Source organism: Agrobacterium sp. ST15.16.055, from assembly GCF_027956555.1.
GTDB lineage: Bacteria > Pseudomonadota > Alphaproteobacteria > Rhizobiales > Rhizobiaceae > Agrobacterium > Agrobacterium salinitolerans.
Genome location: NZ_JAQKGN010000001.1, coordinates 530843 through 555355, shown reverse-complemented (window position 1 = coordinate 555355; position 24513 = coordinate 530843). Strand labels below are relative to the sequence as shown.

Genomic DNA, 24513 nt, shown 5'->3' with positions numbered 1-24513 from the left:
TGTTTTCAGGCCGTCCTGTGACGGCCGGAACCGAGAAGATCGCTGAGCACGCCGCGCGTGCCGACGAGGATGGAGAGGGCGTAAATGACGCCCGCGGAAAGGATGATCGCCGGGCCGGACGGCAGCGATGCGTGATAGGAAAGGAGCAGGCCCGCAAAGCAGGACACCATGCCGATGCCGATGGAAATGAAGCACATTGGTGCGACACGGTTCGACCAGAAGCGGCTGGCGGCGGCGGGCAGCATCATCAGCCCGACCGAGAGCAGCGTTCCCAGCGCCTGAAAGCCGCCGACGAGATTGAGCACAACGATGGCAAGGAAGAGGAAATGCACCGGGCTGCCCCAGTTGCTGACCGAGCGCAGAAACAGGGGATCGAGACATTCCGCCAGCAGCGCCCGCCAGAAGGTGATCATCACCACCAACGTTACGATGCAGATGCTGCCGATCAGGCCGAGCGCCTCATTGTTCAGCGCCAGCACCGTGCCGAACAGCACATGCATGAGATCGACGCTGGAACCGCGCCATGAGACGAGCAGCACGCCGAGCGCAAGCGAGATGAGATAAAGGGCGGCAAGGGAAGCGTCTTCCTTCTGGATGGTGAAGCGTGACACCGCGCCGGCGCCGAGCGCGACCAGAAGGCCGACAGCCAGCCCGCCGATGGTCATGGGCAGGATTTCCAGCCCGTAGAACAGAAACCCGACCGCCGCCCCCGGCAGGATGGCGTGAGACATGGCGTCGCCCGTCAGGCTCATGCGGCGCAGCATCAGAAACACCCCGACCGGGCCGCAGCTGATGGCAAGGATCAGCGCACCGGCGAGCGCCCGCTGCATGAAGACATATTGGACGAAGGGTTGGATGAAGATATCAGCCATGGGCACTCGAATTCGCGTGTGAGTGGTCATCGGAATGGGAACGGGCGGTGGCCGCGTGCGGACTTGCCCCGACGATCTGCAGCGAAGGTGCTTCGGCCGGATCGCACCAGGGCGCATTTTCCTCCCACGCCTCGTGAAAATGCCGCGCCTGCCGGATGTTCTCGGACTTCAACACCTCGGCCGTAGGACCCAGCCCGACGAGCTTTCGGGCGAGGAACAGGGTCTCTGGAAAATGCTGCCGCACGAGCTGGAAGTCATGAAGGACCGCCAGCACCGTGCGCCCCTCGGCCACCCATGACTTGATCAGGACCATAAGGTCGGCAACAGTCTTCTCATCGACGGCGTTGAAGGGTTCGTCGAGCAGGATCAGCTGCGCATCCTGCAACATCGCGCGCGCAAACAAGGCACGCTGCATCTGGCCACCGGACAGTGAGTCTATATTTCGCTTTTCAAAACCGGAAAGCCCAACCGCCTCCATCACGCGGCCCATCGCCGCCCGGTCTTCGGAACGGTGGCGGCCAAAAAGGCCGCGTTTCGGCCAGAGACCAAGCGCCACCAGGTCCCGCACCTGCGCCGGAAAGGAGCGGTCGAGTTCCGATTGCTGCGGCAGATAAGCGACGGACAGATTTGGGCTTAACCGGCATTCCCCGCCGAGCGGTTTCAAAATGCCGGCAATGCCTTTCATCAGCGTCGATTTTCCAGAGCCATTGGCGCCGACCACCGCAGTGAGCGAGCCTTTGGCGATATCGCCATTCAGATGATGCACGGCCGCGCGGCCGGCATATCCAAGCGTCAGGTTTTTGAAGGTGAGGCACGGATCGCTCATCGATCCCTCCAAGGCAGGATGTCATTCGATGGCCCTTGATATGTAATGTTATTACATTCGTCAAACGAATACGTAATGAAATAACATTAACTATCGGAAAGATGCGTTGCGCTTCGCATAAGTCACAGCCCCCGCATAGCGGGGCACTTTTTTTCTGTCGCCCGTTGACAGGTGGACGATGTGTAATGTTATTACGTTACACCACAAAGACGGGGTAGCACCGAACCCGTCGTTTTCAGATCGTCCGCGTGGTCGCCATGAGGTGCACGCGAGCGTTGCCAAAGAACGAGGTCCTTATGTCGCACAAACTTCCCGTCACCGTGCTTTCCGGCTTTCTGGGCGCCGGCAAGACGACGCTCCTCAACCATATTCTCGCCAATCGCGATGGTCTGCGTGTGGCGTTGATCGTCAATGACATGAGCGAGATCAATATCGACGCCGCGCTGGTGCGCGATGGCGGCGCCAATCTCTCCCGCACGGAGGAGCAATTGGTGGAAATGACCAATGGCTGCATCTGTTGCACGCTGCGCGACGACCTCCTGACGGAGGTGCGGGCGCTGGCCGAACAGGGTCGTTTCGATTACCTGCTGATCGAATCCACCGGCATCGCCGAGCCGCTTCCGGTCGCTGCGACCTTCGATTTTCGCGACGAAAACGGCCGCAGCCTTTCCGATGTTGCGCGTCTCGACACCATGGTGACGGTGGTGGATGCCGCCAATCTTCTCAACGATTACGGTTCGTCCGATTTTCTGGCCGACCGGGGCGAAACGGCAGGCGATGGCGACAACCGCACCATCGTCGATCTCCTGGTGGAGCAGATCGAATTTGCCGATGTCGTCGTCCTCAACAAGATCGGCACCGCGACGCCAGAGGAGCGGGACGCCGCCCGCAAGATCATCGTCGGGCTGAACCCGGATGCAAAACTCATCGAGGCCGATTTCGGCAAGGTGGCGTTGAAGGAGGTTCTGGGCACCGGCCGTTTCGATTTCGCCAGGGCGGAAGAACACCCCCTATGGTTCAAGGAATTGCACGGCTTCAAGGACCACATTCCCGAAACCGAGGAATATGGCATCCGCTCCTTTGTTTACCGCGCCAAAAAACCCTTCGACCCTGTGCTGTTCCAGCGCTTCATCGACCGCGCCTGGCCAGGCGTGGTGCGCGCCAAGGGCTTCTTCTGGCTGGCGACGCGTCCGCGTTATGTCGGCGAGATCAGCCAGGCCGGCGCGTTGGTGCGTACCGGCAAGATGGGCCTGTGGTGGTCCGCCGTGCCGAAAGAGCAATGGCCGCGCGAGAAGCAGTTCCTCGATATGATGAAGCCCTATCTCGATCCGGTCTTCGGTGACCGCCGGCAGGAAATCGTCTTCATCGGCTCCGATCCGATGAACGAGGCACGCATCCGCGCGCAGCTCGACGCCTGCCTGATCGATACCGAGGCATTCACACCGGATGCATGGCGGCACCTGCCCGATCCTTTCGCAAGCTGGGACCGGCAGGCGGCTTGATCGTTCCTCGCCCTTATTTTAGCCGGGCGTATGCGCCTGTCGTCTTCTCCCCACCGGGGGGGAAGAAACAGGCCGCCCCGTTTCTTGCGAAACACTACAGAAAATTCAGCGTCACCAGCGCCAGAACGAGATAACGCCCAACCTTGGCGACGGTGACCAGCAGCAGAAACACTGGCAGCGGTTCCTTCATGATCCCGGCGGCAACCGTCAGCGGATCGCCGATCAGCGGCGCCCAGCTGAGCAGCAGGGACCATTTGCCATAGTGCCGATACCAGTTCTGGGCGCGCTCCAGCGCCGCCTCACCGACCGGAAACCAGCGTTCATGCCGAAAGCGCTCGATGCCGCGGCCGAGCAGCCAGTTCGCAAAGGAGCCGGCGACATTGCCGGCGCTGGCCACGACGACCAGCAGCCAGACGGGCTGTGATTTCAGAAGGATGAGGCCGGCCAATGCGGCCTCCGACTGCATGGGTAGAATGGTCGCTGCTATGAACGCCGTCAGGAACAAACCCGCATATACCGCCAGATCGGCCATTGCCCGCCCTTCATCCTCCACGAATCCCGTCGCTGCCCCTGAAGTGGCGGATGAGGGCGGCGGCGGTCAAGCACATCTTGAGCCTGAAAACGGGTTCTCAAGCCGAATTCGCGGCGATGGCGCGCACGATATCGTCATGATCCACGGCGAGAAGCGCCTTGTGGATGGATAGTTGCCGGCTTGTGCCGGAAGCCGACAGGATGACGATCACCGTTTCGCGCGGCGGGCAATCCGGCAGGGCGCAGGAAAGCTCGGTGACTGTAATAATGTCTTCGGCGTGGAGATGCAGCAAATCGCGGGACCATTGCTTCACAAGACGGGCCTGCGAGACGATTGCGGAGCCGCTGCGCGCAAGCGGATTGTTCATGCCCTGCCCTTTCGCGCCGCCTGCGCGGCCAATGTCTCGAAGAGAGCGCGGATCGGCTGCTGCGGCATCTCCATGCCGATCAGCACGATGCGCGTGCCACGATTGCCATCCGGCCAGCGCTCCAGGCGGGTCAATGGATAAAGCCGATGCTGCACCGCATGGGCGATAACCGGCCGCTCCGGATCATCCGTCGCGCCGAAAATTCCCTTGAGTCGCAGCAGGCCGGAATGCACATTGCTGGTGACGAGCTCCAGAAAAGTGGCAATCGCTTGCGGATCAAAAGCGCCGTCAAAGGTAAGATCGAAAGCCTCGACCCCGACGCCATGGCGGTTGATATCGTGCTGGTGGGCGGCATGAAGGCTCAGCCTGTCGGCCGCAAGCCATCCCGGCGCATCCTCCGGCTTGCCGCGCAGCGAATAATCCGAGGCTGCAAACAACGACATCAGATCGAAATCGACCGCATTGCGGTCATGAAACGAGGCCGCAGGATTGAGATCGGCGAGGCTTTCGCGGTCCACGGCTGCAGCATCGACAAGATCGGTTTTCGTCAGGACGATATGATCGGCAAAGGCAAGCTGTTTCCAGCCTTCGATAAAGCTGTCGAGCATCGCCGGGCCGGAGACAACGTCGAAAGCCGTGACCACGCCGGAAAGATGAAAATGCCGCGCCACGATGTGATCGCGCAGGCCAAGCGCCGGCGTTCCGCCAGCGATCAGGCTGTTGATGATAGGTGCGGGATCGGCAAGGCCGGTGGTTTCGATGACGACCCGCGATACTTCCGGCATCACCCCTTCCAGAAAGGCCTGATGCAGCTCGTAAAGCGAAGTGCGAATATCGCTGGTGGCGGTGCAGCAGATGCAGCCCGTTGTCGTTCTGAAATATCGCTCAGACCCCGTCCGCACCAGACCGTGATCAATGGGAACTGCGCCGAATTCATTGACGATGACCGCGGCGTCGCGCATGGCCGGCTCAGTCAGAAGCGCATTCAGCAACGTCGTCTTGCCTGCGCCCAGAAAACCCGTCAGCAGGGTAACCGGCACTGTGCAGGCAGGTGGCGCGACGGCCGAATCGTCCCTGGGACCGACCGCATTCTTCCGCTTCATTCCGAACACATCCGCACCTTCACCATCCAAAATTCGCCGCACCATAGTACGCAATGTAATAACATATCAATTGCGATTATTTGATTTCTGGCGCGCGCTAAACCAGCGCCAGCGCGTCGCCAACGGGCAGGCGCATGAAAAAACCACGTAACGAAGAAAATGGAATAATAAAACCGTTTCCTTCACTTTCGTTTTAATCGTTCCACGTTCTCTTGCATTTTCATTAGAGTTCGCTTTTAATCAGATCGCTAATGCAGAAAAGATCGCCCGCAGCCGGATCATGGAGGAACGACTGCAATAAGGGGCTGTATCTTTTACTGTTTTCATAACGGGAGGAATCGCCTTGAAAAAACTCAGCTACCGCCTTGCTGCGGCATCCGCGCTTTCGTTTTTTGTCACATCGAATGCTTTCGCTGCGACGGAGATTCAGTGGTGGCACGCCATGACCGGCGCGAATAACGAGGTCGTGGATACGCTTGCGAAAGAATTCAACGACAGCCAGAAAGAATACAAGATCACACCGGTCTTCAAGGGTACTTACCCGGAAACGCTGAATGCCGGGATTGCGGCGTTCCGCGCCAAGCAGCCGCCGGCGATCATTCAGGTCTTCGATGCCGGTTCGGGCGTGATGATGGGGGCCGCCGGCGCCATCAAGCCCGTTGCGGACGTCCTGAAGGAAGGGGGATACACCTTCAACAAGGATGAATATCTGGCCGGCATCGTGGCCTATTATTCCAAGCCCGACGGCACCATGCTGTCCTTCCCCTACAATTCGTCCTCGCCGATCCTCTATTACAACAAGGATATCTTCCAGAAAGCCGGCCTCGACGCCGACAACCCGCCGAAGACGTGGCCGGAAGTTTTCGAAGCCGCCAAGAAGATCAAGACCAGCGGCGCCGCCCAATGCGGTTTCACCTCCACCTGGCTCACCTGGATCCAGACCGAGAACTTCGCTGCCTGGAACAACGTCTCCTATGGCAGCAATGAAAACGGTCTTGGTGGCACGGATGTGAAACTTGCGGTCAACGCGCCGCTCTTCGTCGAGCATTTCCAGGCGATTGCAGACCTCGCGAAGGACGGCACTTTCCGTTATGGCGGCCGCACTTCAGAAGCCAAGCAGCTGTTCATGTCCGGCGAATGCGGCATCCTGACCGAATCCTCCGGCGGCCTTGGCGATATCGTCAAGACCGGCATGAATTACGGCATCGGCCAGCTTCCTTATTATGAGGGCCATGGTCCGCAGAACACCATTCCCGGTGGCGCCAGCCTCTGGGTCTTCGGCGGCAAAAGCGACGCCGAATATAAGGGCGTGGCCGAGTTCTTCCACTTCCTCTCCCAGACCAAGATTCAGGCGCGCCTGCATCAGGTCTCCGGTTACATGCCGGTGACGATCGCGGCCTATGAGGAAACCAAGAAATCCGGATTTTATGACAAGAACCCCGCCCGTGAAACGCCGCTGCTGCAGATGATGGGCAAGCCGCCGACAGAAAACTCCAAGGGCGTGCGTCTCGTGAACCTGCCACAGGTGCGCGATATCATGAATGAAGAGTTCGAGGCGATGCTCGCCGGCAAGCAGGACGCGAAAGCCGCCCTCGACAAGATCGTGGAGCGCGGTGACGCCGCCATCAAGCAGGCTGCCGGCAACTAAACGATCCCCTGCCCCGCCCGCATCCTCGACAGGGTGCGGGCGGCATTCCCATCTCATCAGGAGATCGCCGTGCAAAGCGTCGTATTCCCCAACAAAATCCTGCCCTATCTGCTGGTCGCGCCGCAGATCATCCTCACGGTGATCTTTTTCTTCTGGCCGGCAAGCCAGGCGCTTTACCAATCGACCATGCGCGAGGACGCCTTCGGGCTGAACAGCAATTTCGTCGGTCTGGCGAATTTTTCCGCCGTGCTTTCAGACGAAAGCTATCTGAACTCGCTGCAGGTCACGATCATCTTCAGCATCCTGACCGCGCTCGTCTCCATGGGGCTGGCGCTGCTTCTGGCGACGGCTGCCGACCGCGTTGTGCGCGGCAAGGGCTTTTATCGCACCATGATGATCATGCCCTATGCCGTCGCCCCTGCGGTTGCCGGCATGTTGTGGCTCTTCATGTTCAACCCGGCCATGGGCACCTTCTCCTATATCCTGCGCCGTAACGGCATCATGTGGGACCCGCTGCTCAACGGCGACCAGGCCATGCTGCTCGTCGTCGCGGCTGCCGCCTGGAAGCAGATCAGTTACAATTTCCTGTTTTTTGTCGCAGGCTTGCAGGCAATTCCGAAATCATTGCTGGAAGCGGCCTCCATTGATGGCGCGCGCGGTTCGCGGCGCTTCTGGACCATCGTTTTCCCGCTGCTAGCACCGACCACCTTCTTCCTTCTGGTCGTCAACACGGTCTACGCCTTCTTCGATACCTTCGGCATCATCCATGCCGTCACCGGTGGCGGCCCTGCCAAGGCGACGGAAACACTGGTCTACAAAGTCTATAATGATGGCTTCGTGAACCTCAATCTCGGCTCTTCCGCCGCGCAATCCGTGATCCTGATGGTGATCGTCATAGCGCTCACCGCCTTCCAGTTCCGCTTCGTCGAGAAGCGCGTGCATTACGGCTGAGGATTTCCCATGATTGAAAATCGCCCGGTCGCCCGTGTGGTCGCCCATCTGATGCTGGTACTCGGCATCATCATCGTGGCCTTCCCGATCTATTACACCTTCGTCGCCTCCTCCATGACGTCGACGGATATCATCCGCCCGCCCATGTCGCTCCTGCCCGGTGACCATCTTGGCGCCAATTACGCCGAGGCCATGGTTGGCGGTGTCGAAAGAGTGGTCGGTGTGAGCCTCGAACGGCTGTTGTTCAACAGCTTCGTCGTGGCGCTCGCCATCGCCATCGGCAAGATCGTTATTTCGTTCCTGTCGGCCTTCGCCATCGTCTTCTTCCGCTTTCCCTTCCGCATGGGCTTTTTCTGGATGATCTTCATCACGCTCATGCTGCCGGTGGAAGTGCGTATCCTGCCGACCTACAAGGTCATCGTCGATCTTGGGCTGATCGACACCTATGCGGGACTGACGCTGCCATTAATGGCGTCCGCGACGGCGACCTTCCTGTTCCGGCAGTTCTTCCTGACCATTCCCGGTGAACTGGTCGAGGCGGCGCGCATCGACAATGCCGGCCCGTTCCGCTTCATGCGGGATATCCTGCTGCCGCTGTCGAGAACCAATATCGCCGCTCTGTTCGTGATCCTGTTCATCTATGGCTGGACTCAATATCTCTGGCCGCTGCTCGTCACCAACGACGCCAAGATGAACACGATCATCATCGGCCTCAAGCGCATGGTGGATTTTACCGACGCTTCGACGCCCTGGAATTATGTGATGGTGACGGCGATCCTCGCCATCATCCCCCCGATTATCGTTGTGGTGCTGATGCAGCGCTGGTTCGTCAAAGGTTTGGTGGAGACCGAAAAGTAATGGCAAAAATTGCGCTGAAAGACGTCCGCAAGGTTTATGGCGGCAATGTCGAGGCCATCAAGGGCGTGTCGATGGACATCGCCGACGGCGAAATGATCGTGCTGGTCGGCCCCTCCGGCTGTGGAAAATCTACCCTACTGCGCATGATCGCCGGTCTGGAAGGTATTTCCGGCGGTCAGATCGTCATCGGCGACCGGGTCGTCAACGATCTCGAGCCCTCCGACCGCGATATCGCCATGGTGTTCCAGAATTATGCGCTTTATCCGCATATGACGGTGCGCCAAAACCTTGCCTATGGCCTGAAGAACCGCAATACGCCGAAGGAGGAGATCGAACGGCGAATCACCGAGGCGGCAAAGGCGCTGGAGATCGAACAGTTCCTGGAGCGCAAACCGCGCCAGCTTTCCGGCGGCCAGCGCCAGCGTGTGGCCATGGGCCGCGCCATCGTGCGCAAGCCGGCGGCCTTCCTATTCGACGAGCCGCTGTCCAACCTCGATGCCAAGCTGCGTGTGCAGATGCGCGTGGAAATCCGCCGCCTGCAACGTTCGCTCGCCACGACAAGCGTTTATGTCACCCATGACCAGATGGAGGCGATGACGCTGGCCGACCGGCTGGTGGTGCTGAATGCCGGCCGTATCGAGCAGATGGGCACGCCGATTGAGCTCTACGAAAAACCGGCCACCACCTTCGTCGCCACCTTTATCGGCTCGCCTTCCATGAACCTGCTGAACCATGACGCGACATCGGCAAACGGCTCTTCCGGCTGGTCGGTGCAGGGAACCCCGGCACTGCCGCAGGGCGTCGCCACGCTCGGCATCCGCCCCGAAGATATTACTCTCGCCGATGAAGCCCCCGCAGATGCCGCCTTCACCGGAACCGTGCAGGTGGACGCCGTGGAGCTGGTGGGCGCGGAAAGCTACGTGCACGGCTCCTTCGCTGACGGCACCACCATCGTTTTCCGCGTTCACGGCCGCTCGCAACTGCGCATCGGCGAAACGCTGAAGATAGCCGCACAGGCAAAGGATTTTCACCTGTTCGATGCGGCGGGGAAGAGAATCTAAACTTGCCTACGAAAAGGGACACCCGCCAGTCGGCGGGTGCTCGCACTATCGCTAGAATCTCCGCCAGCTCCTTACCAGACGAGTTCCACCTGCGGCCGGCCATTGGAGGTTTTCTCCACGGTGCGGCCGGACGTATCGACATTGCAATGAACGCGCTGCCGGAAAGCGGAAAAGCTTTCGAAAGTCACCACATCCACGGGATCATCGAGATGCAGGGTCAGCCGGTAGCGTTCGGGATCGCCGCCGAGCGCCTGCACACCTAGAACGGAAGCCACGAAGGGTTGGCCGAGGTAAAAACCTTCCACCCTTGACCCCAGAAGATAGGGGTTGAAGGCGGGGCGGTTGCCGGCCGATGCGTGGAGGGTGTTCCAGTCGCGGAAGCCATATTGCGCGGCGATGAGTTCCAGCGCTTTCGAATGGGTGATTGCTTGCCCCTGATCCTCAAGGGCGGCGCGCAGGCGTTTTGCCTGTTCTTTCAGCCCCTCAAGCGCGGGAAGCGGTTTGGACACGTTCATAACGGTTCTCCAACATGCGCATGCCGACTATTCCGAAGGGGGTCCGCGTTGCCATCGACGACATGCAAAACATGGGATGACCGTTATTGAAGAAAGAGCTTCACCAAGGGCGTAAACGCCTGCGGACGGCCGGGGCTCTTACGCCCGTGGCCGTCCCTATAGCTCAGAAAGCGTCGCCCGTCAAAGGCAGCGCTCAGCCGATCCCGTGATCAGAAGCGATAGGTGATACCCGCGCCGATCAGCCAGGGATCGAGCTTGGCCTTGCCGCTGATCGGCGTGCCACCCAGTTCGGCGGTCCAGTCGGTCTTGAGGAAGATTTTCTTCACGTCGAAGTTCACGCCCCAATGCTCGTCCAACATATAATCGAAACCGACCTGTACGGCTGCACCAAGCTTGTTCTTGACGTCGAGATTGCTGAAACCGGGCTTTTCCGACTGGTTATAGAACAGCGAATAGTTCACGCCCGCGCCGATATAGGGCTTGAAAGCACCGAAATCGGTGAAGTGATATTGCAGCGTCAGCGTCGGCGGCAGCAGCCAGGTCTTGCCGACAGGCGTGCCGGCGAGCACGCCCTCGCCATTGATCTTGGCATAGGTGGTGCCGAGGATAAGTTCGGCCGCAAAGTTTTCGGTGAAGAAATAGCTGATGTCGAGTTCCGGGATCACGGTGTCCGAATAGGACAGGCCCGCGCCCGGTACGCCATCGACGCTGCCGCTGTCATGGGTGATGACGCCGAGGCCGCGCACGCGCAGCATCCACGGGCTTGCCGCCGCAATCGCCTCTTCGGCGGTGGGGGTCGGCGCTGCCTGGGCCAGATCGGCGGCCATGGCATTGGCGGATACCAGCATGGCCGCAACACCAGCCGCGACACTGGCAAACAAGGCGGTTTTTTTGTTTCTGTTCGTCATTCCATCTCTCCTATAGCGCACCGCAGCCGGGCAAGTCCCCGGAACCGGCTGATGACGGTGGGCTTTAGCGAATCTTCGCCCGCCGCAACCGCTTCGGAACCACTATGACGAAGGGGAAGGCAGGCCGATTGAGATGGATCAAACCGGGACGCCGATCATGGATCGGAACGATCAACCGGCAAACATTGTGACAATTACGCAACAAGCGCCGTCCAGCGATCGAAAAGCGGATGCACAACGCGCCCGGCAGATACCGGAAAAATACAAGAAAGGCCTGCATTTGCAGGCCTCCTTCCAGTGCATCATCTCTATCACGCGGCCTGGGGCGTCAGGGTTGCGGAGCCCGGCTTGCGCAGAAGCAGAACCGAGACGGCCGCGATCATGCACATCAGACCGGCAATCTGCAGTGCGGGCATATAGGTATCGAAATCGCTCTTGAAGAACCCGGCGCCAAAGGCGGCGGTAGCGGCTCCCAACTGATGGCCGGCAAACACCCAGCCGAAAACGAGACCGGCCTTTTCACGGCCGAAATTCTCGGCGGCAAGTTTCACCGTCGGCGGTACGGTCGCCACCCAATCCAGCCCATAAAAGACGGCGAAGACCGAAAGCTCCACGAAGCTGAACCCCGAGAATGAGAGATAAAGCAGGGACAGGCCACGCAGACCGTAGAACCAGAACAGCAGGAAGCGATTGTCGAACCGGTCGGAAAGCCAGCCGGCGAAGATGGTGCCGAAGAAATCGAAAATACCGATTACCGCCAGCGTACCCGCCGCCGTCACCGCGGCCATGCCGAAATCGCCGCAGATCGAAATCCAGTGGGTCTGGATGAGACCGTTGGTCGAAAGCCCGCAGACAAAGAAAGTGCCGAAAAGCACCCAGAACACCGGGTTGCCCGATACGCTCTTCAAGGTCACCAGCGGCGATGCCAGTGTGGCGAGGAGATTGTGATCCTGCTTGACCGGTTTTGCCACCGCTGTCTCGCCATAGGCCGGCAGGCCGACATCGGCGGGATGGTCACGCATCAAAAGCAGCACGAGGACCATCGCGGTTGCGATCACCGCAACGGAAAGGGTCAAAGCGGTTCGCCAGCCGTAGGCTTCCGTCAACGCCGCCAGCAGCGGCAGGAAAACCAGCTGGCCGGTAGCGTTGCTCGCCGTCATGAGGCCGATCACCAGGCCGCGACGCTTGGAGAACCAGCGTGTCGCCACGGTGGCGCCCAATACCAGCGCGGTCATACCGGTGCCGACGCCGATCACCACGCCCCAGAGCAGCAGCAATTGCCATACCTCAGTCATGAAGAAAGAGGCGACAATGCCGCCCATGATCAGGGCAAGCGCGGTGGACACCACCTGCCGGACGCCGAAATGATTCATGAAGGCAGCGGCAAAAGGCCCGAGCAGACCAAAAAGCACCAGCCTGACGGCCATTGCGGAGGAAATATCGGCGATATCCCAGCCGAATTCCTGATGCAGCGGCTGGATCATCACCCCCGCGGACCCCATCGCACCGGCGGTGGCCAACATCGTCAGGAAGGTGGTTGCAGCAACGAGCCAGCCATAATGCAGATTTCTGCCGGCCATCCAGCTGGCAAGGCGTGTGGAGAGCATGTTCAATTTCCCTTTCCAGCCGCTGCGGCCGATAGTTTACGGGTATATACCCTGTATTGCGGGCAGATACCCGCTTATGTCCCCAAAAATTACAGAGCTGCGAGCAGTTCCTGTAATTGTGCTGTCTTCTCAGGCCCAAGCCGGGCCTCGATTTCATCCTGCACGCCATCCCAGAGCGGCGCGCCCGCTTTCAGGATCGCATGCCCTTCCCTCGTCACGGTCAGCATCGCTTCCCGCTGATCCTCGCCGTGACCGATGGCCACCAGACCCATGCGAGCCAGCACCTTGGCGTTGCGGCCGACTGTGGAACGATCCAGTTCCACCCGCGCGGCCAGATCGGTCAGCGAGACAGGCGCGGTGCGGTTGATATTCCGCAACAGGCTGAACTGACCGATATTGACGCCAAGCGGCGCCAGGGCTTCGTCATAATAAGACGAAACCTTGCGGGATGCTTTGCGCAACAGAATGCAGTGGCAACGATCATTTGGCATTTGTCTCGGGTATATACCCGTAAATTTCTATGCGCAAGAGGCGACTGAAAACTATCGACGGGAAAAGCCGCACGCTCGGATCACAGCGTAAAAACAAACCCCCGGTTTTAGGCCGGGGGTTGATATCAGTATCGGGCTTATCTCAGGCAGAGAGCCTGCGGCCGCTTGCCACCAGCAAGCCGGCAACGCCATCAAGCCAGCCGGCTTTCAGCTCCAGCGCCAGGAAACGGCTGCGCTCGAATGGGCCGGGCATGATGAGGTGCTGGGCCTTGTCGGGGAAAAAGCCGAAGCGCTCGTAATAAGGTGCATCGCCAACCAGAAGAACGGCGCCGTGTCCACGCTTGGTTGCCTCGGCAATGGCAGCGCGCATCAGCGCCGAGCCGATGCCCTTGCCCTCATGGGCGGCATCGACGGCCAGCGGGCCGAGCAGCAGCGCTTCGACGGCGCGGCCTTCGCGCGAGATGCCGGCCTCGACGTTCCACAGGCGCACCGTGCCGATGACATGGCCGTCCTCATCGCGGGCGACGAGCGCCAAGCCTTCGGCCGGAACGCGGCCGGCGCGCAGCTTTTCGGAAGACTTGCGGCGGCGGCCTGCGCCCATGGCGCGGTCCAGCAGGTTCTCACGGGCGACGACATCGCCCGGATTTTCCTGATCGATATGAAATGTCTGCGGTGTGAAAAACGCCCGTACCGAATTCAAAAGAGCGGCCATCCTTGGCCTCCCGTCACACTACCGCCCACACGCGGCCCTTGATGAAAATTGGTGGAGCCGTTCCGGCCCGCCGACACGCTTTCCTCGGCTGGAAGAGGTGCAGCAAGCAGGGATTTGCGCAACAGCACAATCGGCAGGGCCGGAACGGAAGCTTGGTCGAGACGCCGCCCTTTTCAGCGGACGGCGCTCGGACTTTTTGACCTGCGCATCGGGTTTTCCGAAAACCGCGTTACACTTTTCGGCCCGATGCTTAGATGACGTAAGCCTTCAGCGGCTCGAAGCCGTTGAAGGCGACCGCCGAATAGGTGGTCGTATAGGCGCCCGTGCCTTCGATCAGAACTTCGTCGCCGATAGTCAGAGAGACCGGCAGCGGGTACATGTTCTTTTCATACAGCACATCGGCACTGTCGCAGGTCGGGCCGGCCAGAACGCAGGGCTCCATCTCGTCCTGATCGCGCTCGGTGCGGATCGGGTAACGGATCGCCTCGTCCATCGTCTCGGCGAGACCGCCGAATTTGCCGATGTCGAGGAACACCCAGCGGTGGTTGTCATTGTCGGACTTCTTCGAGACAAGAACGACTTCCGCCTTGATGACGCCGGCATTGCCCACCATGCCGCGGCCCGGCTCGATGATCGTCTTCGGGATCTGGTTGCCGAAGTGCTTGCGCAGCGCCGTGTCGATCGCCTGGCCGTATTCTTCGGCAGCCGGAACGTCGCGCAGATACTTGGTCGGGAAACCGCCACCCATATTGACCATCTGCAGATGGATACCCTGCTTGGCAAGCGACGCGAAGACGCGCTTGGCATCGGCCAGCGCCGCATCCCATGCGTCGAGATTCATCATCTGCGAACCGACGTGGAAGGATACGCCATAGGATTCGAGGCCGAGCTGATGGGCGTAAACGAGAACGTCGACAGCCATCTGCGGCACGCAGCCGAACTTGCGCGACAGCGGCCATTCCGCACCTTCGCCATCCGTCAGCACGCGGCAGAAGACGCGCGCGCCGGGAGCGGCGCGGGCGACCTTCTCGACTTCCTCATGGCTGTCCACGGCGAAGAGATCGATGCCGAGCGCATGGGCACGTGCAACATCACGTTCCTTCTTGATGGTGTTGCCGAAGGAGATACGGTCGGACGTCGCACCGGCATCGAGCGCCATCTGGATTTCAGCCACGGAGGCGCAATCGAAGTTGGAGCCGAGCGAAGCGAGCAGCTTCAGGATTTCCGGAGCCGGGTTTGCCTTGACGGCATAGTAGATGGCGCTGTTCGGCAGGGAATGCCGGAAAGCGTTGAAATTGTCGCGCACGACGTCGAGATCAACCACGAGGCAAGGGCCTTCGGGACGTCGGGTCTTGATGAAGTCGAGAATGCGTGCAGTCGTCATCGATGTATTCCCTGTTAAACCGGCTTCGGAAAAATCCGAAGGACAAAGGACGCTCGAGATATGCATTCGAATCAGCCGGTGGAGGCGCAGAATCGATAGCATACGCTCAAGGCGCGAATGTGAACGACGCCCTGCCAGAGCATCATTCGGCTTTGTCTGCCATTGATTGGAGGGAATGACCCGACCGCACTTCAGGCAATGATGGTGTGCCTCTTTAGTACCCCGGCTGATGGAAAGCCGGCAGAGAACCAGAAAGGCCCGCACCGTCGTTGCTTCGTATGTCCTCGCATTTCCCGGTTGGCCGGAATAGCGACTGGAGGGGTTAGTTCCAGGTACCTTACCTAAATCCTCACCACATCGAGGACTCGGCGGACACACATGGGCACGTGCGACTTTGGGCAGCACGGGAGATAAGAATATTCGCAGTCATAATCAAGAGGATTTTTTCACCAAAGCGCGGATTTTTTCGGCAATGAATTAAGGGTTGAACAGTCCGTTCTCGCCGTTCAATTATATGGAACGAACCGGAGGATTTTCATGGACACGCTCACCCGCATCCGCGCCTTTATCGATGTCGTCGAAGCGGAGGGTTTTTCCGCCGCGGCGCGCAAGACAGGGCGATCCAAGGCGCTCCTGTCCAAATATGTGCGGGAACTGGAGGACGATCTCGGCGCGCTGCTCCTCAATCGCACCACCCGGCAGTTCTCGCTGACGGAGGCCGGGCACACCTATTACCGCACGGCTTCCGACATTTTGAAGGAGATCGATAACCTTGCCGATCTGGTGCGCGAGAAGAATGCCGATCTGAAGGGTAAGCTCAGGATTTCCGTTCCCCGCACCTTCATCGACGCCGATGTCGGCCAGAGCCTGATCGACTTCGCCAAGGAAAATCCGGAACTCTCGCTCGAAATCGTCGCGGAAGACCGATTCGTCGATCTGATCGAGGAGGGTTTCGATCTCGCGGTTCGGATAACCCGGCTGGAGGATTCGGGCCTCATAGCCCGCAAGCTTTCCGATTTCCGGGTCTATGCGGTGGCGACGGCAGATTTCGTGGCGAAACACGGGCCACTCCATGGCCCGCAGGATTTCTCCCGCGTCCCCTTCATCATCGACACCAATACACGGTTTCACAATACGGTGCGGTATCTGGAGCCGGATGGCGGTTCGAACTCCGTCACCATCAGCGGACCGATCGAGGTCAACAGCCCGCAGGCGACGCTGCGCGCCGCCCGCGCCGGGATCGGCATCGCGCTCGTTCCGGATTTCATTGCCAGACCCTATATCCAGTCCGGCGAACTGGTGACGCTGTTCGACGATTATATTTCCAAGGACAGGGGTATCTATGCGGTCTATCCGCATCGCCGCTACCTGCCCGCCAAGGTGCGCAGCTTCGTGGACTATCTCTCGGCCTGGTTCAGGAAGAACGGGTAGTCCGCAAAATGAAACGCCCGCCTTGCGGCGGGCGTCGGTACTAGCGGAAAATCAGATCAGAATGGCGAATCCGGGAAGTAGAACTGCTCGGCATTGTCCTTGGTGATCAGCGTCGCATCGAGGATATATTCACCCGCGACCGGCACCTGATCGTAGAAGTGCCCAGCGGTCAGTTGCATGGCTGTCGCCACCATTGCCGGCGGATAGAGTACGTCGACAGGCACCAGCTTGTCGCCGTCCATCACCTTCTTGATCATGTCCTTGGAGCCGGCGCCCGCAACGATATACTGGATATCGGTGCGTTTCGCCTGCTGGATGGCTTCCAGCACGCCGATAGCCATGTCGTCATCCTGACACCAGACCACGTCGATCTTCTTGTATTTGGTCAGATAGTCCTGCATCACACGGAAGGCGTCGTCGCGGTTCCAGTTGCCGTACTGGCGGTCGAGAACCTTGACGTTCGACCCTGCGATGCCCTTGTCGAAACCATCCTGACGCTGCTGGTCGATCGGGATCGGCAGACCGCGAATGACCACGACTTCGGCATCCGGCGTCGTCTTCTTGATGTATTCGCCGGCCACCTGGCCAAGCGCGGGGTTGTTGCCGGCAACATAGAGATCGCGGATCGAATTGTCGTTGACGCTCGGCGCGCGGTCGACCAGCGCGACGAAGGTGCCCTTGTCCTTGATCTCCTTGATGGCGTTGACCAGCGGATCGGGATCGGATGGCAGCACGACAAGCGCATCGAGCCCCTGCACGGCAAGATCCTGCAGCGCATTTGCCTGATTGGCGGCGTCCGGCGACGTCTTGACGATGACGTTGAGCCCCGGATGCTCCTGCATCAGCAGCTTGGCCACACGCTCGGCATGATAGACGACGCCCGCCGTCCAGCCATGATCGGCCGCTGGAATGGAAACGCCGATGGTGACCTTCTTGTCCTGCGCGTGAGCCGGACCCGCCAGCACCGCAGCCAGCGCGGCAAAGGCCACGCCGATGAATTTTCTACGCATAGTCTCTTTCCTCCCAAGACCGGGGCGTTCCTCCTTCGACCGCGCCTGCCCCACTGGCGCGGCGTGATACGTCACCTGCGGCTGAGCGAGCGCTGCACCAGCATGGCGATGATGATGATGGCCCCCTGAATGGCGCCGATCAGATATTCGCTGACGAAGTTCGACAGGATCATGATGTTGCCGACGATCTCCAGAATGAAGGCTCCGCAGATCGTCCCCCAGATGCGCCCTACCCCGCCTCTCAGCGCCGTGCCGCCGACGACGACGGCGGTGATGGCCTGCAACTCCCACAACATGCCTGTGGTGGCCGAAGTGGAAGCGAGGCGCGGCACGTAAAGCAGCACCGCAACGGCGACACACAGCCCCTGCACCACATAGGCGATGGTGCGCACCCGGGTGACCGAAATACCGGAATAACGCGCTACATCCTCACTGGAGCCGACGGCCGTCAAATGCCGGCCGTAACGGGTGCGATAGAGCACGAAGGCGGCGATTGCAGCGGTGACGAAGATGACGATGACCGGCACCGGCACGCCGAAGACATTGCCGAAATAGACCGGACGATAAAGCGTCTGGATTTCCGGATTGCGCAGCGTGATCGCCCCGCCCTGCGACAACCATGTGGTCAAGCCGCGATAGATGCCCATGGTGCCGAGCGTGGCGATAAAGGGCTCGATACGGCCGATGGTGGTGATGAGACCGTTCGTCAGCCCACAGGCAGCACCGATGGCGAGCGCCAACGCCATGGCGGTGAGCAGCATTAAAAGCGGACTTGCGATGACGCCGCTATTCATGAACAGGATCATCAGGCTGGCGACGAATGCGACCATGGCGCCGACGGAAAGATCAAGCCCGCCCGATGTGATGACGTAAGTTGCGCCGAGCGCGATGATGGCGATGAAGGCGCTGCGCGTAGTGACGTTCAACAAATTGTCGATGCCGATGAAATTGGGATTGGCGATGGCGCCGAGAACCAGCAGCAGGGCCAGCGCCACGAACGGCGCGACGGCGCGCAGGTCCCAGTCCTTCGAGGTCTTCGGCGTTTTGCCGTTGTCAAATGCGGCCTCAGTCATATTTCCCCTCAGTCTCTTTTGTCAGGCCATGTTTCCCGGGACACGGGCGCTCAGGCGGGTTCCTGCGTATGAACGCCCGTCGCCAGTGTCACGATGTCGTTCTCGGTCATGTGCTCACCCGTCACCTCACCGACGATCCGGCCCGACCGCATCACCAGAATGCGGTCGCAAATGCCGATCAGCTCCGGCATTTCCGAAGAAACCACGATGATCGAACGCCCCTCATCCGCAAGCCTGGCGATGAAGCGGTAAATTTGCTCCTTGGTGCCGATATCGATGCCGCGCGTCGGTTCGTCGATGATGACGATGGATGGATCGAGCAGCATCATCTTGGCCAGCAGAAGCTTCTGTTGGTTGCCGCCGGAAAGCTGGCCCGCCAGCAAATCCTTGCGGCCGGTGCGGATGTCGAAATCCCGGACCGCATCATCGAGCGCCGCCGTTTCCCGGCGGGTATCGATCTGAAACAGCCGGCTGAATTTCTTGAGCGCGGCAAGCGTGAGATTGACACGCAAATCCTTGGCGAGCAGCAGGCCCTTGCCCTTGCGGTCCTCGCTCAGGTAAACGATTCCGGCCTTCAGGCTGTCTTCCGCCGTTGCGAAATACACCGGCCTGCCGTGATGACGCACCGTTCCCCGACCGGCGCGCAGGCCGAGTATCCCCTCCATAAGCTCCGTTCTGCCCGCGCCAACCAGACCGGCAAAACCGAGGATTTCGCCCCTGCCCAGGCTGAAACCGGCATCCTGAGCATAGGCCGGAACGGTAAAATGCTCCACCTGCAGAACCGGCTCGTGTTCTCCGCCGGCGACACGGTCTGGATAAAGCTTGGCGACGTCGCGCCCCACCATCAGACGCGCCATATCCGCAGGCTCCAGCGTCGATGCCGGATGGGAGGCGACCAGTCTGCCGTCTCGCAGAACCGTCACCCGGTCGGCGATCTCCTTCACCTCCGGCAGACGATGCGAAATATAAAGCACGGCCACACCCTTCGCCCGGATGTCCCTGATGACATTCAGCAGCGCATCCGTTTCGATGGGGGTAAGGCTCGCCGTCGGCTCATCGAAAATGACCACCCGGTGCGGCACCAGCAGCACACGGGCGATCTGCACGAGCTGCCGCTGGGCAATCGACAGGCTGCCGACAATGGCGTCCGGATCGATCGTACCGCCAAGATCGGCGATCGCCTTGCGGGCGCCGGCGCGCATCGCGCGATCATCCACCGTCGGACCTTTGCATAATTCACGGCCGAGATAGATGTTCTGCGCCACCGTCAAATCCGGGGCCAGCAATATTTCCTGATGCACGAGGACGATGCCGCGATGTTCGGCGTCCACCGGTCCGGTGAGCGCAACGGCCTCGCCATCGATGCGGATTTCCCCGCCCGACGGCTTCTCATTGCCGGCAAGAAGCTTCATCAGCGTCGACTTGCCGGCGCCGTTCTCACCGATGATCGCGTGGACCTCGCCGGCCTGCACCGCAATCTCGATGTCCTTCAGAACCTGTACCGGACCGAAAGACTTCGATAGCCCAACCGTCCGGATCAAGGCCGGGTCTGGAGATTCGTCAGCAAAAGCCATGCGCCCTCACCGGTGTCCCGTAAGAACGGACGGCGCTTGTCCCTTAATTTTATTTGAAATGACCATGTGCGAACTCCTCCCAAAGCCCGAAGAAGAAGCTAGCGTTCGTTTTGAGGTACGTAAAGCAATTTTCGCTGGTCTTTTAGAATACACTCAAATTTGACCGTATGAACCGCAAACCAGAAGGTCCCGGAAGTCCCGTCATGATGCGGAGGAGCGCTGGAAACCCTTCATCAGGCGGTGCACGGCTTCGGCACCCTCCCTGGCCAGATCGAAACGCTTGCCGAACAGCAGCCAGTCGGAGCACATGCCTTTCAGCAGCCAGTATAGCGCATCGAGCGCAGAGTCCGCCGTCCAGTTGTCGTTGAATGCGCCTTCCGCCTGCGCCCGTGCGAAAGCGGCCTCGAGCCGATCCTTGTGATACCGATCCAGTTCTTCCTGCGCGTGCAGCACCGGAGCGAACTCATCGGAGTAATTGGTGCGCAGGCTGATGGTCATGATGCGCTGGCGCTGTTCATCTTTTGAAAGAAGCGTCAGCCATTTGCAGGCGGCTTCCTCGATCTTGGCCAGCAGAGCCAGCCCCTTGACGTCGGGGTCGCCGAAATCGAGCAAATCCGATTCCGGCAGGGACACCGATTGATAGAGGCCGATAAAGAGATCGCTCTTGCTGGAAAAATGCCAGTATATGGCACCACGCGTGACGCCGGCCGCAGCCGCCACCTCATCCAGAGAGCTGTTGGCCACACCCTTCTTGAAGAACACCCGCTCGGCGGCGGCAAGGATCGCCTGACGCGTCTCTTCCGCCTCGGCCTTGGTTCGGCGCATGCTGATGTCTCCTTCCAGTCGCGGCACGGCGCTTTCGCACCGTACCTTGTTTGCAGTGCCGGGCTGTCAGCCAAATGAACGCATTCATGTGACTTTTCGCCCAGCTGTCACATCCGTTTTATTCCGCCGGCGACACAGCGTCAGCAGCAATCTTGTCCCCCTTCTTCCGATCCCCGAAAAACTTCATGACAAAAACGAAGAACACGGGAACGAAGAAGATCGCGAGGATCGTCGCCGAGATCATGCCGCCGAGAACACCGGTGCCGATGGCGTTCTGGCTCGCCGCACTGGCACCAGATGCGATCGCCATCGGCAACACACCGAGCGAGAAGGCAAGCGAGGTCATCAGGATCGGCCGGAAGCGCAGATGCGCCGCCTCCACCGTCGCATCATAGGTGGATTTTCCTTCCGCCCGCAAATCCTTGGCGAATTCGATGATCAGGATCGCATTCTTGGCCGAGAGACCAATGATGGCGACAAGACCCACCAGAAAGTAGACGTCGTTCGGCATGCCGCGTAGCATGACAGCCGCCACCGAGCCGATGACGCCGAGCGGCACCACCAGCATGACGGAGAGAGGGATGGACCAGCTTTCGTAAAGCGCGGCCAGCAGCAGGAAGACGAACAGCACGCTGAGGCCGATCAGGGCCGGCGCCTGTGAGCCCGACTGGATTTCCTGCAGCGACTGGCCGGTCCATTCGAAACCGAAACCACCAGGCAATTCACGCGCCAGACGCTCCATTTCGGCAATCGCATCGCCGGAGGAGTAACCGGGTGCGGACTGGCCGCTGATACGGATCGCAGGATAGCCGTTATAACCGACCACCTGCGAGGGACCGCGCACCCATTCCACCGAAGCGAATGAGCTGACCGGCACCATGCCGCCATTGGCGTTGCGGACGTTGAGGTTCAAAAGATCCTCGGTCTTCATGCGCTGGCCCTGTTCCGCCTGCACCGTCACACGCTGCATGCGGCCGGCATTGGGGAAGTCGTTGACATAGGACGACCCCATATTAGCCGAGATGGTGGCGTTGATGTCGCTGAAGGTCACACCGAAAGTATTGGCCTTTTCACGGTCGATGACGAGATTGACCTGCGCCGCATCCGGCATGCCTTCGATGCGAAGGCCGGCGAGGATGGGGCTCTGGCGGGCGGCGGCCATGAGCTGGGCGCCCGCCGCGCTGAGTGCGGTTTGACCGGCGCCAGACCTGTCCTGAAGACGGAAGGTGAAACCGCTCGAGTTGCCCAGCCCCTGAATGGGCGGCGGTGACAAGGCAAAGGACATCGCGTCTGGAAGTCCCCACAGCTTGCCGTTGATCCGGGCGGAGATAGCGGCAGCCGAATCCTCCGGCCCGCGTTCGCTCCAGTCCTTCAGCGTCGCGAAAGCGAGACCCGCATTCTGGCCGGAGCCGGAGAAGGAGAATCCCGAGATCGCAATGACGCGCTCCACCGCCGGCTCTTCCATGAAGATTTTCTCGATCTGCTGGATGGATTGCAGCGTGCGCTCGGTGCTGGCTTCCGCCGGCGCCTGAATATCGACGATCAGATAGCCCTGATCCTCGTTGGGCAGGAACGAGCTTGGCAGCTGCATATAGGCCCAACCGAGACCGGCAAGCAGCGCCGCATAGATGATCATGAAACGGCCGGAGCGCTTGATGATACCCCCCACCGACGAGGAGTATTTGTGCGACGCCTTATCGAAATTGCGGTTGAACCAGCCAAAAAATCCTTTTTTCTCGTGATGCCCTGCCTTGATCGGCTTCAGGAACGAAGCGCAGAGCGCGGGCGTGAGAGACAGTGCCAGGAAGCCCGAAAACAGGATGGAAACCACCATCGTCAGACTGAACTGCTGGTAGATGATGCCAACGGCTCCGGGGAAAAAGGCCATCGGTACGAACACCGCGGTCAGCACCAGCGTGATGCCGATGATGGCGCCCGAAATCTGGCCCATGGCCTTGCGGGTCGCCTCCTTCGGCGGAAGATGCTCCTCCGCCATGATGCGCTCAACATTTTCCACGACAACAATAGCGTCGTCCACCAGAATGCCGATGGCGAGAACCATGGCGAACATGGTGAGCACGTTGATCGAGAACCCCGAGACATACATGACGGCGCAGGTGCCCAGCAGCGCCACGGGCACCACCAGTGTCGGAATGATCGTGTAGCGGATGTTCTGCAGGAAGACGAACATCACCACAAAGACGAGGATCATTGCCTCTATCAGCGTGTGAATGACCTTCTCGATCGAGATCTTGACGAAGGGACTGGTATCATAGGGTATCTCATACTCGATGCCCTGCGGGAAATAACGTGACAACTCCTCCATCGTCGCGCGCACGCCTTCGGAGGTCTGCATGGCATTTGCCGTCGGCGACAGCTGGACGCCGATGGCGGCACTGGGCTTGCCGTTGAGACGGCTCGAGAAATTGTAGCTCTCTCCACCCACTTCGACACGTGCGACATCACGCAGCCGCACCGATGAGCCATCGGGATTGGCGCGCAACACGATGGAACCGAATTCCTCCGGAGAGGTCAACTGACCCTGAACGTTGACGGTGGCCGAAATCTGCTGGCCGACGGGGTTCGGCGATGCGCCGATGCGGCCAGCGGCCACCTGCGAGTTCTGCGCCTGAATGGCGTTGATGACATCGTCCGAAGTCAGGCTGAGACCCAACATCTTGTCGGGATCCATCCAGATGCGCATGGAGCGCTGGGTGGCGAACAGCTGCGCGCTGCCGACACCCGGCACACGGCGCAATTCACCCAGCACGTTGCGGCTGAGATAATCGCCAAGACCGATGGCATCGGTGTTGCCGTCGACGGAGGTCAGCGCCACCATCATCAGAAACGATGTGCCGGCCTGTTCCACACGCAGTCCCTGCTGCGTCACAGAGCGCGGCAGACGGGGTTGGACGCGGGCAATGCGGTTTTGCACTTCCACCTGCGCTTCACCGATATTGGTGCCGGGCTCGAACGTCACGTTGATCGAAATACGGCCGGAGGATTCCGACGTCGACTCAAAGTAGATGAGACCGGGAACGCCGTTTAGCTCTTCCTCGATGGGCCGGGTAACACTCTGGTAGATGTCTTCCGGCGAGGCGCCCGGATAGTTGGTGCCGATCGAAATCTGTGGCGGGGCCACATTCGGATATTGCGCAATCGGCAGCATGGGAATGGCGAGCAGGCCCGCCAGCATGATGAAGATGGCGACGACCCAGGCAAAAATGGGCCGATCGATGAAAAAACGTGCCATGGAAATCGGT

23 protein-coding genes are annotated in these 24513 nt (G+C 60.0%); 6 read left to right on the top strand and 17 right to left on the bottom strand.

Going from position 1 to position 24513, the window contains the following annotated elements:
- Positions 1-5 precede the first annotated feature (5 nt).
- Positions 6-872, bottom strand: coding sequence for a zinc ABC transporter permease AztB (aztB, locus tag PL599_RS02550; protein ID WP_077984362.1), 867 nt, complete (start codon positions 870-872; stop codon positions 6-8).
- Positions 865-1698 (bottom strand): zinc ABC transporter ATP-binding protein AztA, encoded by an 834-nt coding sequence (gene aztA, locus PL599_RS02545; protein WP_269824094.1) that lies wholly within the window; start codon positions 1696-1698, stop codon positions 865-867. The genes aztB and aztA overlap by 8 nt, the downstream gene beginning before the upstream one ends.
- A gap of 296 nt (positions 1699-1994) precedes the next feature.
- On the opposite strand from aztA, the gene zigA reads away from it, so the two are divergent.
- Entirely contained in the window at positions 1995-3200 is a 1206-nt protein-coding gene (zigA, locus tag PL599_RS02540) for a zinc metallochaperone GTPase ZigA (RefSeq protein WP_173990608.1), read from the top strand.
- A gap of 94 nt (positions 3201-3294) precedes the next feature.
- Here zigA and PL599_RS02535 read toward each other — a convergent pair whose 3' ends face one another.
- The 3 genes from PL599_RS02535 to PL599_RS02525 all read right to left on the bottom strand — a co-directional run bounded on the left by PL599_RS02535 (position 3295) and on the right by PL599_RS02525 (position 5202).
- Positions 3295-3732 carry a YqaA family protein gene (locus PL599_RS02535; RefSeq protein WP_269824095.1) on the bottom strand — a complete coding sequence of 146 codons (438 nt, stop codon included), beginning with the start codon at positions 3730-3732 and terminating at the stop codon, positions 3295-3297.
- A gap of 97 nt (positions 3733-3829) precedes the next feature.
- A complete protein-coding gene (locus tag PL599_RS02530; RefSeq protein ID WP_269824096.1) occupies positions 3830-4099 on the bottom strand; it encodes a hypothetical protein in 270 nt (89 codons plus the stop codon).
- Positions 4096-5202: a CobW family GTP-binding protein gene (locus PL599_RS02525; RefSeq protein WP_269824097.1), complete on the bottom strand. Its 1107-nt coding sequence runs from the start codon at positions 5200-5202 to the stop codon at positions 4096-4098. Before PL599_RS02525 ends, PL599_RS02530 begins: the two co-directional genes overlap by 4 nt.
- Before the next feature lie 337 nt (positions 5203-5539).
- Between PL599_RS02525 and ugpB the strand changes: the two genes are divergently transcribed.
- The 4 genes from ugpB (at position 5540) to PL599_RS02505 (ending at position 9720) form a co-directional block, all read left to right on the top strand.
- Entirely contained in the window at positions 5540-6850 is a 1311-nt protein-coding gene (ugpB, locus tag PL599_RS02520; RefSeq protein WP_169538598.1) for a sn-glycerol-3-phosphate ABC transporter substrate-binding protein UgpB, read from the top strand.
- Positions 6851-6919: 69 nt separating this feature from the next.
- Positions 6920-7801, top strand: coding sequence for a sn-glycerol-3-phosphate ABC transporter permease UgpA (ugpA, locus tag PL599_RS02515; protein ID WP_077984238.1), 882 nt, complete (start codon positions 6920-6922; stop codon positions 7799-7801).
- Between the two features lie 9 nt (positions 7802-7810).
- A complete protein-coding gene (gene ugpE, locus PL599_RS02510) occupies positions 7811-8659 on the top strand; it encodes a sn-glycerol-3-phosphate ABC transporter permease UgpE (protein ID WP_077984239.1) in 849 nt (282 codons plus the stop codon).
- Complete coding sequence (locus PL599_RS02505; RefSeq protein WP_269824098.1) at positions 8659-9720, top strand: sn-glycerol-3-phosphate import ATP-binding protein UgpC; 1062 nt, start codon at positions 8659-8661, stop codon at positions 9718-9720. The genes ugpE and PL599_RS02505 overlap by 1 nt, the downstream gene beginning before the upstream one ends.
- A gap of 71 nt (positions 9721-9791) precedes the next feature.
- On the opposite strand, the gene PL599_RS02500 is transcribed toward PL599_RS02505, so the two are convergent.
- The 7 genes from PL599_RS02500 to odc2 form a co-directional block, all read right to left on the bottom strand.
- Positions 9792-10235: a glyoxalase superfamily protein gene (locus PL599_RS02500; RefSeq protein ID WP_077984241.1), complete on the bottom strand. Its 444-nt coding sequence runs from the start codon at positions 10233-10235 to the stop codon at positions 9792-9794.
- Positions 10236-10444: 209 nt separating this feature from the next.
- Positions 10445-11143, bottom strand: a complete 699-nt coding sequence (locus PL599_RS02495) for an OmpW/AlkL family protein (protein ID WP_191217709.1) — start codon at positions 11141-11143, stop codon at positions 10445-10447.
- A gap of 64 nt (positions 11144-11207) precedes the next feature.
- Positions 11208-11423: a hypothetical protein gene (locus PL599_RS02490; RefSeq protein ID WP_269824099.1), complete on the bottom strand. Its 216-nt coding sequence runs from the start codon at positions 11421-11423 to the stop codon at positions 11208-11210.
- Positions 11424-11454: 31 nt separating this feature from the next.
- Positions 11455-12750: an MFS transporter gene (locus PL599_RS02485; protein WP_149147541.1), complete on the bottom strand. Its 1296-nt coding sequence runs from the start codon at positions 12748-12750 to the stop codon at positions 11455-11457.
- 89 nt (positions 12751-12839) lie between these two features.
- Complete coding sequence (locus PL599_RS02480; protein ID WP_137411706.1) at positions 12840-13241, bottom strand: MarR family winged helix-turn-helix transcriptional regulator; 402 nt, start codon at positions 13239-13241, stop codon at positions 12840-12842.
- Positions 13242-13383: 142 nt separating this feature from the next.
- A complete protein-coding gene (locus PL599_RS02475; RefSeq protein WP_269824100.1) occupies positions 13384-13953 on the bottom strand; it encodes a GNAT family N-acetyltransferase in 570 nt (189 codons plus the stop codon).
- Positions 13954-14203: 250 nt separating this feature from the next.
- Positions 14204-15337 (bottom strand): ornithine/lysine decarboxylase, encoded by a 1134-nt coding sequence (gene odc2, locus PL599_RS02470; RefSeq protein ID WP_269824101.1) that lies wholly within the window; start codon positions 15335-15337, stop codon positions 14204-14206.
- 537 nt (positions 15338-15874) lie between these two features.
- Here odc2 and PL599_RS02465 point away from each other — a divergent pair.
- A complete protein-coding gene (locus tag PL599_RS02465) occupies positions 15875-16768 on the top strand; it encodes a LysR family transcriptional regulator (RefSeq protein WP_269824102.1) in 894 nt (297 codons plus the stop codon).
- A gap of 56 nt (positions 16769-16824) precedes the next feature.
- On the opposite strand, the gene PL599_RS02460 is transcribed toward PL599_RS02465, so the two are convergent.
- The 5 genes from PL599_RS02460 to PL599_RS02440 form a co-directional block, all read right to left on the bottom strand.
- Entirely contained in the window at positions 16825-17778 is a 954-nt protein-coding gene (locus PL599_RS02460; RefSeq protein ID WP_077984249.1) for a substrate-binding domain-containing protein, read from the bottom strand.
- Between the two features lie 71 nt (positions 17779-17849).
- A complete protein-coding gene (locus PL599_RS02455; protein ID WP_077984250.1) occupies positions 17850-18851 on the bottom strand; it encodes an ABC transporter permease in 1002 nt (333 codons plus the stop codon).
- A 50-nt stretch (positions 18852-18901) separates the two neighbouring features.
- The gene (locus tag PL599_RS02450; protein WP_269824103.1) at positions 18902-20425 is read right to left on the bottom strand and encodes a sugar ABC transporter ATP-binding protein; all 1524 of its coding nucleotides are present in this window, start codon (positions 20423-20425) and stop codon (positions 18902-18904) included.
- Positions 20426-20626: 201 nt separating this feature from the next.
- Positions 20627-21250 (bottom strand): TetR family transcriptional regulator, encoded by a 624-nt coding sequence (locus PL599_RS02445; RefSeq protein ID WP_077984252.1) that lies wholly within the window; start codon positions 21248-21250, stop codon positions 20627-20629.
- 118 nt (positions 21251-21368) lie between these two features.
- Positions 21369-24503 carry an efflux RND transporter permease subunit gene (locus PL599_RS02440; protein WP_269824104.1) on the bottom strand — a complete coding sequence of 1045 codons (3135 nt, stop codon included), beginning with the start codon at positions 24501-24503 and terminating at the stop codon, positions 21369-21371.
- Between the last annotated feature and the right edge of the window lie 10 nt (positions 24504-24513).